This window comes from Vibrio furnissii CIP 102972 (assembly GCF_000176175.1).
Taxonomy (GTDB): Bacteria; Pseudomonadota; Gammaproteobacteria; order Enterobacterales; family Vibrionaceae; genus Vibrio; species Vibrio furnissii.
This window is the reverse complement of sequence record NZ_ACZP01000010.1, coordinates 71,528-82,945: the sequence shown is the minus strand read 5'-3', so window position 1 is coordinate 82,945 and position 11,418 is coordinate 71,528. Positions and strand designations below refer to the sequence as shown.

The window sequence follows — 11,418 nt, the reverse complement described above, 5'->3', positions numbered from 1 at the left end:
GTTGATAGTAAGTGCCAAGTACGCGCGCTTCCGTGGTCCACGTCCCCCAAGTGGTTCCCAATGGAATGGTAACCCCTGGCTCTACGTGTACGCGTGTGGCCGATGGCTTGCCCTTCGCATCGGTCTCAAAACGAGCCACATGGCTCTTCATGTCCAGATTGAGGTAACGCATCACTTCAGGCGCGTAATAGTTAAAGGATAACTGTGGCATGAGGCGATAAGGTGAGTTATCTGTAGTGGTCAATACTTGAAAATCACGTGCCATCAACGCAGCATCCCAAGAATGCGTGCGGTAGGTAATTTTACCTTGTTGAATCAGCTGACCATCTTCACGGTTACCAATGCCTGAGCTGAGGTCGGAGAAATAATCGACGTCACTGACGCGTGAATAATCGGCTTCCAGTTTCCACGCTTCGTTGTAAATACCGCTGTGTTGGTATTGGAATGCCCAGCGTTTACCTTCGTCTGGGTTGAGCGAATCATCGGGAAGGTACTCGGATTTCAGGCTCCCTTCCCCCAAATCCGTCAGATAACGGAACACTGTGTTTAGTTTCATGCCGCGTTTTTCCATGTAACGCACTGACTTTTCTAAATCCTAATTGGGCGCTTAGTTCCATTAAAACGGCACTTCCAGTTCAAAACCATCCCTCGAACCGTAAGACACTGTTCGTTAAAGGAATCCGATTTTACGCATGTCGCCAATTGGCACCGTTAAGTATGGGAAGTAGAAGACGGGGACATCCAGCACTTCTAAGCGCGGGTTATAAAAGGTCGCTCTTTCTTCGTTTTGATCAACGGAAATACCGGACGCTCTCAATCGCCAAGCACTGTCGCCTTCCGGACACGAGGTGATCGAACCATCTTCGATTCCATACACCGCTTTCCCGGTTTTGGATATATACGCGGCTTCACCTCGGCCCTGTTCACACAGAAATTTATATTTGGTGTTCTCCAGCGTCATTTGATCCGTGGTGAGATTATTGGTGGCTTTATCTGAGGTGGCTTTGACCTGACCATCGCTAAAGTTGACGTTGCCTTCGGCCACCACCACGTTGTCTTTTTGGTGCAGTGTGACGTTGTCAGCACGAATCTGTTTTTTACCCTGAATCACCACCACATTGCCGGAATAGGTCGCGCGTTCGCCATTAATTGCTTCTAGCTTATCCGCTTCGACATTGATAGGCTGTTCATTCGGATTGTCAGCCTCGGGCTGGTCAACTAAACATTGATCGATAGTGGGCAGTTCCTGCACACTGTCATCCACCGTAGCGTCTGCTTGAGTCTGAGGCGCAAAGAGCGCGGCGCTAATCGAAGCGGCTAAAAACGTGCGGGAAAAACGTGACATCGAATTGTACTATCCTGTTGAAATTGTTTGAGTCCGATATTGGGAGAATTGATTCATAAAAACGCTTCCTATCATAAAGGAATTTCACGCTCCCGGCACTATCAGACCACGACACACCTAAAAAATTCATAGATTGAGAGCACATAATGCATATTTTTGGCAAAATTCTCGGCGCTTTCTTTGGCTTCCTATTTGGTGGCCCGCTTGGCGCAATCTTTGGCCTATTTCTCGGGCATCAATTTGATAAAGCCCGTCGTTTTAACCAAGCTGGGTTCAGCACCAGTGGATTTGGCAATGGCCCCAGTCAGGCTGAACGCCAAGAAGAGTTCTTTAAATCAGCCTTTGCGGTCATGGGCCATGTGGCGAAGGCAAAAGGGCAGGTAACGCAAGAAGAGATTCGTCTCGCCAGCATCATGATGGACCGCATGAACCTGCATGGCGAACAGCGCCGCGCGGCGCAAGATGCGTTTCGTGAGGGTAAAGATGCAGATTTCCCCCTTGAACAAGTGCTCAATAAAGTGCGAATTTCGAGTGGGGGTCGTTTTGATTTGTTGCAGTTCTTTTTGGAGCTGCAAATTTCCGCCGCATTGGCTGATGGCGACATTCACCCAGCCGAGCGCAATGTCCTGCATAAGGTTGCGAGCGGTTTAGGTTTTTCAGCCGATCAATTAGAACGCCGTTTGCGCATGCACGAAGCGGCGTTTCGCTTTCAACAAGGTGGCGGCTTTGGCGGTTCGCAGGGGCAGCAGCAGTATTCGGGCGGCGGCCAGTGGCAACAAGCGGCGAGCAAAGATCGCTTGGCGGATGCGTATTCTGTGCTGGGCGTGAGTGGCAGTGCCGATGCCAAAGAGATTAAACGTGCTTATCGTAAACTGATGAATGAACACCATCCCGATAAATTGATGGCCAAAGGTCTGCCGCCAGAAATGATGAACGTTGCCAAAGAGAAGTCACAAGAGATTCAACATGCTTACGACTTGATCAAAAAGGAAAAGGGCATCAAGTAAGGCATGATACGGAGAGAAGGCGAGCTGAGGCTCGCCTTTTTTATGGCGTTGAATCCACGAGCGGTTGTTTCGCTATTCTCACCCAATCACCCAATCATCTATTTCAGCACTTGATGTGATGAGGCGGATGAGCGCATGCATGCGATGGCCCTGCGGTGTCGTGTATCTCTGAGCTGAACTGAAATGAAGGGATGAACATCGAACCGGTCGGGAAAGGCAAATAAAAGAAAAGCCCAGTCGTTAGACTGGGCTTTCTCAAAGTGGCTCCCCCTGCAAGACTTGAACTTGCGACATACGGATTAACAGTCCGCCGTTCTACCGACTGAACTAAGGGGGAATAGATTTTGTAATGGTGCCGACTACCGGAATCGAACTGGTGACCTACTGATTACAAGTCAGTTGCTCTACCTACTGAGCTAAGTCGGCCTTTCAACAAGCTGACACATCAGCTTACTGATAAAGTGGCTCCCCCTGCAAGACTTGAACTTGCGACATACGGATTAACAGTCCGCCGTTCTACCGACTGAACTAAGGGGGAATAAATTGTTAGATAAATGGTGCCGACTACCGGAATCGAACTGGTGACCTACTGATTACAAGTCAGTTGCTCTACCTACTGAGCTAAGTCGGCACACTTAATCTTGTTGCATGCTCGTGCGTTACACCAACATCTAAAATATGGTGCCTCGAGGCGGAATCGAACCACCGACACGAGGATTTTCAATCCTCTGCTCTACCGACTGAGCTATCGAGGCAACGGGGTGTATTAAACGAGTTTTCGCTTTGGTCGTCAACAGCAAAATGCAAAAAAAAGATCGTTTGTTGCTTTTCTATACTTAGTGGCCTGTTTTTATCCATTTTTGTTAGAAAATATCGTGTAAACAGGCCTCAAAAACGCAGCGCAGTAGGTTTGACCGGATGATGAAGCGGGATTCCGTGGCTGAAAGCAGGTAAAAAAGCGTGCTTGATGCCAAGGAAAATGATGGACAAATGTGAAGGTGAGCGTGGCGTGCGCATCGTGGTGTGGTCGCGGGCGAATATGATGCTGCTTTCTCGTGGTGGGTGTTACGTCGCAATCCATGCGTTTGATGCTGGTTTGAGAGGCATGTTCGCATCTTGTTGTGTGTCACTCGTTGGTTTGAAGGCGTGAATCGCGATCAAGTGACGACTGGATGGTCGTGGCGAGCGAAACGGATGTGAATGACTCGGGTTTTTTATGGCGCGGTTTTCAGTGATGTGAGTTGAAATAAAATGTGGGTGTTGATGCGCTGGGCTAGCGTGGGAAGGTGAGGGGAATGGCTTGGGGCAGAGAAAAGAAAAGCCCAGTCTTTCGACTGAGCTTTCTGAAAGTGGCTCCCCCTGCAAGACTTGAACTTGCGACATACGGATTAACAGTCCGCCGTTCTACCGACTGAACTAAGGGGGAATTATTTGTGTCACTTGCGTGAAGTGATGCACCAAATAATGGTGCCTCGAGGCGGAATCGAACCACCGACACGAGGATTTTCAATCCTCTGCTCTACCGACTGAGCTATCGAGGCAAAAGAATGGTGCCGACTACCGGAATCGAACTGGTGACCTACTGATTACAAGTCAGTTGCTCTACCTACTGAGCTAAGTCGGCACACTGTATTCTTTGCTAAAAACTGTTCGTGCTATGCACCAACAATCATCAAATTGTGGTGCCCGGAGGCGGAATCGAACCACCGACACGAGGATTTTCAATCCTCTGCTCTACCGACTGAGCTATCCGGGCAACGGAGCGCTATTAAACGGATTTTCCCTTCTGCCGTCAACCAGTTTTTCTAAAAAAATTAAAAAACTGGTTTGTTTGCCGCTATTTTAAGCAAGTTGATGGTTTTTTCTCAACCTGCGTTAAATTCTTTCTTAAATTGAGTCACTTTTTCCAAATAACGGCGTGATTCCGCATTGGGATGTTTTTTGGTGAGCGCCCAATACACTTGGTTCGGTTGCAGGGCATTTAAGTCGCGCATCGCGCGTTGACGATCACGGCTAAAGGTATTGAGTACGCCTCCGGTGCCGCCGTTATAAGCTGAAATCATGCTGTATTCGAGCGATGTCGGGTTGCGAACATCACGTAAATAGCGATTTTTCAGAATATAGAAATACGCCGTGCCAGTGTCGATGTTGTTTTCTGGATTAAATAGATATTCCGGCGTCGGCTCGCCAGCACGGTTTTTTACCAGTTTGAAGACGTCGCGTCCGGCCGTTTTGGGAACCACTTGCATCAGACCATACGCGTTGGCCCAGCTTACCGCATAAGGGTTAAAACTACTTTCCGTTTTGATGATGGCGTAGATCAGATCTTCGGGAATGTCGTATTTGCGCGATGCGCGCTGCACGATATCGGCGTATTGGTAGCTGCGAATTTGAATCTGATCGGCGACCATCGGGATTTCGACATAGTAGGCTTTTTTGAAATCGACCTGTTTCACTTTGAGTTGATTGGCAATCAGGTAATCGGCAAAGCGGTTGGCACGCCAACTCCATTGAATGGGCTGATTTTCTTGGTCTACCACTTGGCGATAAAGGAACGGTTGGCCTTTGAGCTCAATGTTTTTGGATGAAAATAGATCGACGTGCGCCGGATCATCAGGAGTCAAGAGCGTTGTGATGATCGCATCTTTCAAATGACCTTTGGGATCGGTCGGCGACACGGTTTCGATGATGATCTTGCCATCGTCGAAATTCACTTCGGTTCGGCTGAGGTAGTTGTCGATGTATTTTACGTAATTGCGTTTGCCGGCAATCTTGACTTCGCGGCTGCCCCAACGCTTTTCGATATTGCCCGAAAAACTGTTGATCAGCGCATCCAGGGCCGCAGTATCTTTTTGAAACTGGCCGGGCAACTGAGCCAAATTTTTTGCAAAACGGTTGGTTGGCTCGTAGTTGACGTCGTAAATGCTTTCAATGAATTCACGACTGCAGCCCACCAACAGCATGGCGGCAATGCAATAAACTAACTTTCTCATGCGCTCCCCGGCGGTTGTGGATGAAGGGGTCAGACAAAAAAAGAGACATCATACCAGAAGGTGATGATGTCTCTAGAAATAACCTTGCTAACCTTAAGGTTATTACTGGCTCGGTGGCGTGTAGCCTTCAATGTGAACGTCTTTCCCTTCAAACAAGAAGTTCACCATCTCTTGCTCAAGCAGTTTGCGGTGCTCTGGATCCATCATGTTGAGCTTCTTCTCGTTGATCAACATGGTTTGTTTGGTTTGCCATTGCGCCCAGGCTTCTTTCGAAATGCTGTCGAAAATACGTTTGCCGAGTTCGCCTGGATAGAATTGAAAATCCAGACCATCCGCTTCTTTTTGTAGTCGAGCACAAAATACAGTGCGGCTCATAATGACTTCCTCTTTAATTTTTTCGTGTGAATGTCGTTTGGCAAACTTTGCCATTGCGGCTTCACCGGATTTTTTCAGGTTGGCTTAAGTTATACCAAAGACCTGTGTTGGCTTCCATGATGATGTCGGGATTGCCTGACAATTCCAGCAAAATCGATTCCAGCACAATCGATGTTAGGTCGGATGCGGGGGGCGGAATCGGCCGCTGAGCTAAAGGCGCGGGATGGCGCTGAGGTGGCGTATCACGGCCACGCAGCGAGATCGCATGATGCATCAGAGATTTGATTAAATTATTTTTTATTTATCTAAACTTTTTTTGATTTCGCGCCTTGAGTCTGATGGACATCGGCGTATTTTGACGCCTTCCGTCCATCCAACCCGAACTCTCTCTATGAATAAGCGTCTTGTTTCTTTTTTCTCTGCTGTGTTTCTTTTCACCGCGAGTGCCTCAGCATTGGCGAGCCGTACCATTGTCGATCAACTGGGTCGCACTGTGACAATCCCTGACCACGTTGACCGCGTAGTGGTTTTGCAACATCAAACGTTAGATTTACTGATGCAGCTGGGGGCGAAAGACCAAATCGTCGGCGTGCTGTCCAGTTGGAAACAAAATTTAGGGGCCGACGTGGTGCGTTTGTATCCCGCTTTGCCGTCATTGCCCATGCCGGGTGATTTGACGCAAGTGAACCTCGAAAGCCTCTTGAACCTTCAACCTCAGGTGGTGTTTGTGGCGAACTATGCGCCGCAAGCCATGATTCAGCAGATGACAGATGCTGGCATTCCGGTGGTGGCCATTTCATTGCGCAAGGACATCCAAAGTCAGGCCAATAAAATGAATGCGTCCATGGTGAACGAAGAGCAAACCTATAACGAAGGCTTGAAAGAAGGGATTCGTTTAATCGGTCACATTGTCAATCACGATCAGCAAGCGGAAGATTTAATTCAAGCAACCTTCCGCAATCGCGCCCAAGTGGCTCAACGTTTGAATGCCATTCCTGACGAGCAGCGCATTCGTGTTTACATGGCCAACCCGAATCTCACGACATATGGGTCGGGCAAATACACTGGGTTGATGATGCAACATGCGGGGGCAAAAAACGTCGCAGCCAGCACCATCCAAGGCTATCAACAAGTGTCTATTGAGCATGTGATGATGTGGAATCCGGACGTTATTTTTGTCCAAAGCCGTTACCCCGATGTGATCGACGAAATCAATCATGATCCCCGCTGGCAATTGATCGAGGCTGTGAAACAACATCGCGTTTATCTGATGCCTGAATACGCCAAAGCTTGGGGCTACCCAACGCCAGAAGCGATGGCATTGGGCGAGATGTGGATGGCTAAAAAACTCTATCCAGCCCAATTTAAAGACATCGACATGTCAACAATGGCGAACGATTATTACCTGCGTTTCTACCACGTTCCTTTCGATCACGCTGCGTTCGATCTTGCGCCACGCACTGTGACGCAATAATGGTGCAGCGATACACGCGATTGTCGCAAAGTGCCCTGATCTTGGGCACGTTTCTCATTGCACTGTTGTCATTGGGTGTGGGCACTTACGCCATGGGCTTTGTGTCGGTGGTCACCACGTTACTCCACCCCATCATGCATGTGGCGCCAGCGCCTTCTGCCATTGAAGCGCAGATTATTTGGAACGTTCGCCTGCCCAGAGTGCTGATGGCGTTAGGTGCGGGGGCTGGGTTGTCGCTGTGCGGCGCCACCTTGCAAGGGGTGTTTCGAAACCCCTTGGTGAGCCCGCACATTATCGGGGTGTCTTCGGGCGCTGCGTTTGGCGGTACGCTGGCGATTTTGCTTGGATTTGGGCAAGTGGGATTGCTGTGTTCCACGTTTAGTTTTGGCGTGTTGGCGCTGATGTTGGTGTTTGTGATCGCGAAATTATTTGGCCAACACAACCGATTGGTGTTGATTCTCGCTGGGGTCATTTTAAGTGGCTTGTTCAGTGCGTTGGTCAGTTTGGTGCAGTTTCTTGCCGACACAGAAGAAGTGCTGCCCAACATTGTGTTTTGGTTGTTAGGGAGTGTAGCGACCGCCAATTGGCAAAGTTTGCTCACCATGGCGCTGCCGCTGAGTCTGGCCAGTGTCATGTTGCTGGGCATGCGATGGCGCATCAATGTGCTGTCGATGGGGGAAGATGATGCCCGTGTGCTGGATGTGCGTGCGCACCGCACGCGTTGGCTGGTGTTGATGCTGTGTGCGGTGATCATCGCCAGCCAAGTGGCGGTGAGTGGCAACATTGGTTGGATTGGGTTGGTGGTGCCTCATGTGGGCAGAATGCTCGTCGGCCCCGATCATCGGCGGTTGTTGCCCGCGTCGATGTCGATTGGCGCGTCCCTGATGATGGTGGTGGATGATCTGGCGCGTACCATCACCGATGGTGAAGTGCCGCTGGGAATTTTAACCGCCCTGATTGGCACGGTGCTGATCATGGTGCTGGTTTATTTGAATCGCCGGGAGGTGTTGCGATGAATCCCATCACCCTGAAAACGGAGCAACTGGTTTGCGGTCATCGCCCAAATCGGCCGTTGTTTGACCCCGTGGATCTTGTGTTATCGCGGGGAGAAATCACCGCGATATTGGGGGGCAATGGGCAAGGCAAAACGACCTTGATGAAAACGCTGTTGGGCGATCAACGACCGCTGCAAGGCCGCGTTGAGCATATGGGGCGGATTAATTTTGTGCCGCAACGTTTTGATTGCGCATTTTCGTATGCCGTTCTCGATATGGTGTTGATGGGCCGAGCCAACACCATTGGCCTGTTTTCCTCGCCGAGTCAGCATGACATCACCATGGCTCAGCGCGCCTTGGCGATGCTGTCGATTGACCACCTTGCGCACGAGGCGTTTGATCGATTATCCGGCGGTCAGCAGCAACTGGTGCTCATTGCCCGCGCCTTGGCGAGTGAGTGCGATGTTTTGATTCTTGATGAACCGACGACTGCGTTGGATCTGGCCCATCAAGCCACGGTGATTGAATTGCTCCACGCGTTGGCGAAAGAGCGTCAGATCAGTATCTTGTTTTCAACGCATGATCCGGCGCAAGCGCAGTTCATTGCGGATCACGTGGTGTTGCTGATGAAAGATAAACGGTGTTTGACAGGCCCCAAACATGAGGTGTTAACGGAGCACCACTTGACCGAGTTGTACGGGGTGCCGATTCAGCAATGCTACATCCAACGTGGGCACCAGAGCTACACCACGTTCTTGCCCGATTTAGGTCGTTTCCTGGGGAATGATCTTGTTTGAAAGGCGCGCTAAATTCTGCTTCAGAGCCTGCTCTCGATATGTGAAGCGCGCCTGTCCCATCTACGCTTGTGTCTTCACGTGTTTTTCGATGAAAGTGCGAATCGGTTTGGGCAGGCCGACATCATCCAACTGGTGCAACGGCATCCATTGCTGTTGGGGATTTTCGACGCCCAATTTATCAATTTGCCACACTTTTCCATCGAGTTTGTAATGGGTAAATGTATGTTTGAACGCACCTTTGAGCTTGATGTGCTCCCCAAGCTGCTCCGGTTCAAGATAAATCTGGGGTAAACACCAGAGCGCGCCCCAAATGCCATCGTCCGCTCGCTTTTCGAGCAATAACTTGCCATCGGATTCGAGCCAGAGAAAATGTCCGGGCTTAGTTGGGGTCACTTTCTTGGGTTTGGGTGTCGGCAGTTCACTCACGCGGTTGGTTTGGTAAGCCTTGCATGTGGTTGTGAAGCTGCAGGCATCGCAGGTTGGGTTTTTGGGTTTGCAGAGGGTCGCTCCCATATCGAGAAGCCCTTGCGCATACTGGCGATTATTGTGAGTCGGCGTATACGCTTCGGCTGTGCTCCAGAGCTGCTTATCCATGGCAGAGGTTCCCGGTACGCCTTCAATGCCAAAATATCGGCAAAACAGGCGTTTCACGTTGCCGTCGACGATGGGGCCATAGGTATTGAAGGCAAAGGCGGCGATCGCGCCTGCGGTGTAGCGCCCGACGCCAGGGATGTTTTGCAGGGCGTTGACGTCAGCCGGAAATTCACCGTTCCATGTGTCTTGAATATAGAGGGCCGCTTTGCGTAAATTGCGCGCTCGCGAGTAGTAGCCTAGCCCTTGCCAGTGATTCATGACGGCATCTTCCGTCGCGTTTGCGAGCGCTTCGATGGTTGGGAAACTCGCCATCCAGCGCTCAAAGTAGGGAATAACCGTCACGACTTGCGTCTGTTGCAGCATCACTTCCGACACCAGCACACGATAGGGTGATGGGTTTTGTTGCCACGGCAGATCGTGTCGGCCATGGTGGCGTTGCCAAGTGAGCAGGTGCTCTTGAAATTGCTTCGGTGTGAGCGACGGCATGGTCATTCTATTTAGTCATCCGATGGGGTTAAGTGTTACTGATCAATTCGACGCTGAACGGCGTCGTTCAACCGCGCCGTCTTGCATGGCGCGTCCGATTGTTGGTGGCCGTAGCCGAATGTTGCGCCTGCATGCCTCATCCTTGGTAAACATTGCGTTTGCGAATCGAGTCACAATTTGCGCGGCATGCATGAGCGTGATGGGGCAAAATTGCACCATAGAATGACAAAGATGTAAAACAGATGATCCAAATTTCAGCGTGATGAACGCCCTTGGGGTGCAAGCGGCAGCGCATGGCAAACACAAGCAAAGGACGCGTGTTGGCTGGTGGCAGAAGCACTTCGCGTGCCCGCTTGTCGCTTAGGAGTGGATTTCAACGACAATAACACTTGCGCCCAAAGCAATTCTTTGGATAATCACAAGCCCTTTGAGTCGAGACTAAAAATTGAACAGGCAATACCAATGACTGAAGTAACCAAAAACGAGTTCACCGAAGACGGCAAAATTGTGCGTAAAATCCGCAGTTTCGTGCGTCGTGAAGGCCGCCTGACAAAAGGTCAGGAAGCAGCGATGAAAGAGTGCTGGCCAACAATGGGAATTGATTATCAGGATGCGCTGCTGGATTGGCAGCAGGTGTTTGGCAACAACAATCCTGTGGTACTGGAAATCGGCTTTGGTATGGGGGCGTCACTGGTTGAAATGGCCAAGAACGCACCCGAGAAAAACTTCTTCGGTATCGAAGTACACAGCCCTGGCGTGGGTGCGTGCCTGTCCTCCGCTCGCGAAGCGGGCATCACCAACCTGCGCGTGATGTGTCACGATGCAGTGGAAGTGTTTGCCAACATGATTCCAGACAGCAGTCTCGCGACGCTGCAACTGTTCTTCCCCGATCCGTGGCACAAGAAACGTCACCACAAACGCCGTATCGTTCAGCTCGAGTTTGCTGAAATGGTGCGCCAGAAGTTGATCCTGGGTGAAGGCGTGTTCCACATGGCGACCGACTGGGAAAACTACGCAGAACACATGGTTGAAGTGATGAATCAAGCACCGGGTTTTGAGAACATCGCGCAAGAGGGTGACTTTGTCCCTCGTCCGGAAGAGCGTCCGCTGACGAAGTTTGAACAGCGTGGTCATCGTCTGGGACACGGCGTTTGGGACATCAAATACAAACGCATCAGTTAATACTGGACAAGCCGCGGCCGAGCGGCCGATACTAGCTCGGCACGTAACGTGAACGAAAGCCAACATTGCTGCAATGTTGGCTTTTTTGACAATGTTCCTCAGGAAATCACCGTGGATTTGGTGCGCTCCGCTGGAATAGGGACGATAACAATAAGAAAGTAAAGCCGACA

The 11,418-nt window shown here is 50.4% G+C and carries 8 protein-coding genes, 9 tRNA genes and 2 pseudogenes; 5 read left to right on the top strand and 14 right to left on the bottom strand.

Annotation, left to right across the window (positions count from 1 at the left end; genetic code table 11):
* Nucleotides 1–1,345, bottom strand: a pseudogene (gene lptD, locus VFA_RS01965) (LPS assembly protein LptD); the annotation flags it as partial.
* 146 nt (nt 1,346–1,491) lie between these two features.
* Here lptD and djlA point away from each other — a divergent pair.
* Nucleotides 1,492–2,352 carry a co-chaperone DjlA gene (gene djlA / locus VFA_RS01960; RefSeq protein WP_004724277.1) on the top strand — a complete coding sequence of 287 codons (861 nt, stop codon included), beginning with the start codon at nt 1,492–1,494 and terminating at the stop codon, nt 2,350–2,352.
* Between the two features lie 261 nt (nt 2,353–2,613).
* Here the strand turns inward: djlA and VFA_RS01955 are convergent.
* The 12 genes and pseudogenes from VFA_RS01955 to VFA_RS24270 all read right to left on the bottom strand — a co-directional run.
* Nucleotides 2,614–2,689: transfer RNA gene (locus VFA_RS01955), tRNA-Asn, on the bottom strand.
* A gap of 13 nt (nt 2,690–2,702) precedes the next feature.
* A tRNA-Thr gene (locus tag VFA_RS01950) sits at nt 2,703–2,778 on the bottom strand.
* Between the two features lie 36 nt (nt 2,779–2,814).
* A tRNA-Asn gene (locus tag VFA_RS01945) sits at nt 2,815–2,890 on the bottom strand.
* A gap of 17 nt (nt 2,891–2,907) precedes the next feature.
* Nucleotides 2,908–2,983, bottom strand: a tRNA-Thr gene (locus VFA_RS01940).
* A 48-nt stretch (nt 2,984–3,031) separates the two neighbouring features.
* Nucleotides 3,032–3,107: transfer RNA gene (locus tag VFA_RS01935), tRNA-Phe, on the bottom strand.
* Between the two features lie 595 nt (nt 3,108–3,702).
* A tRNA-Asn gene (locus VFA_RS01930) sits at nt 3,703–3,778 on the bottom strand.
* 39 nt (nt 3,779–3,817) lie between these two features.
* Nucleotides 3,818–3,893 (bottom strand) — tRNA-Phe (locus VFA_RS01925).
* A 7-nt stretch (nt 3,894–3,900) separates the two neighbouring features.
* A tRNA-Thr gene (locus tag VFA_RS01920) sits at nt 3,901–3,976 on the bottom strand.
* 56 nt (nt 3,977–4,032) lie between these two features.
* Nucleotides 4,033–4,108: transfer RNA gene (locus tag VFA_RS01915), tRNA-Phe, on the bottom strand.
* A gap of 109 nt (nt 4,109–4,217) precedes the next feature.
* Nucleotides 4,218–5,345, bottom strand: coding sequence for a membrane-bound lytic murein transglycosylase MltC (gene mltC / locus VFA_RS01910; protein ID WP_004724275.1), 1,128 nt, complete (start codon nt 5,343–5,345; stop codon nt 4,218–4,220).
* Between the two features lie 102 nt (nt 5,346–5,447).
* Nucleotides 5,448–5,720: an oxidative damage protection protein gene (locus VFA_RS01905; protein ID WP_004724274.1), complete on the bottom strand. Its 273-nt coding sequence runs from the start codon at nt 5,718–5,720 to the stop codon at nt 5,448–5,450.
* Nucleotides 5,721–5,781: 61 nt separating this feature from the next.
* A pseudogene (locus VFA_RS24270) lies at nt 5,782–5,874 on the bottom strand (NUDIX domain-containing protein); the annotation flags it as partial.
* A gap of 237 nt (nt 5,875–6,111) precedes the next feature.
* On the opposite strand from VFA_RS24270, the gene VFA_RS01895 reads away from it, so the two are divergent.
* The 3 genes from VFA_RS01895 to VFA_RS01885 are packed head-to-tail and all read left to right on the top strand — an operon-like array spanning nt 6,112 to nt 8,986.
* Nucleotides 6,112–7,194 (top strand): ABC transporter substrate-binding protein, encoded by a 1,083-nt coding sequence (locus tag VFA_RS01895; protein WP_004724272.1) that lies wholly within the window; start codon nt 6,112–6,114, stop codon nt 7,192–7,194.
* Nucleotides 7,194–8,210: a FecCD family ABC transporter permease gene (locus VFA_RS01890; RefSeq protein ID WP_004724271.1), complete on the top strand. Its 1,017-nt coding sequence runs from the start codon at nt 7,194–7,196 to the stop codon at nt 8,208–8,210. Before VFA_RS01895 ends, VFA_RS01890 begins: the two co-directional genes overlap by 1 nt.
* A complete protein-coding gene (locus tag VFA_RS01885) occupies nt 8,207–8,986 on the top strand; it encodes an ABC transporter ATP-binding protein (RefSeq protein WP_038150702.1) in 780 nt (259 codons plus the stop codon). The genes VFA_RS01890 and VFA_RS01885 overlap by 4 nt, the downstream gene beginning before the upstream one ends.
* Before the next feature lie 60 nt (nt 8,987–9,046).
* On the opposite strand, the gene mutY is transcribed toward VFA_RS01885, so the two are convergent.
* A complete protein-coding gene (gene mutY / locus VFA_RS01880) occupies nt 9,047–10,066 on the bottom strand; it encodes an A/G-specific adenine glycosylase (protein ID WP_232281678.1) in 1,020 nt (339 codons plus the stop codon).
* 462 nt (nt 10,067–10,528) lie between these two features.
* Here mutY and trmB point away from each other — a divergent pair, with 462 nt between their 5' ends.
* Nucleotides 10,529–11,248 (top strand): tRNA (guanosine(46)-N7)-methyltransferase TrmB, encoded by a 720-nt coding sequence (trmB, locus tag VFA_RS01875; protein ID WP_004724268.1) that lies wholly within the window; start codon nt 10,529–10,531, stop codon nt 11,246–11,248.
* Nucleotides 11,249–11,418 lie beyond the last annotated feature (170 nt).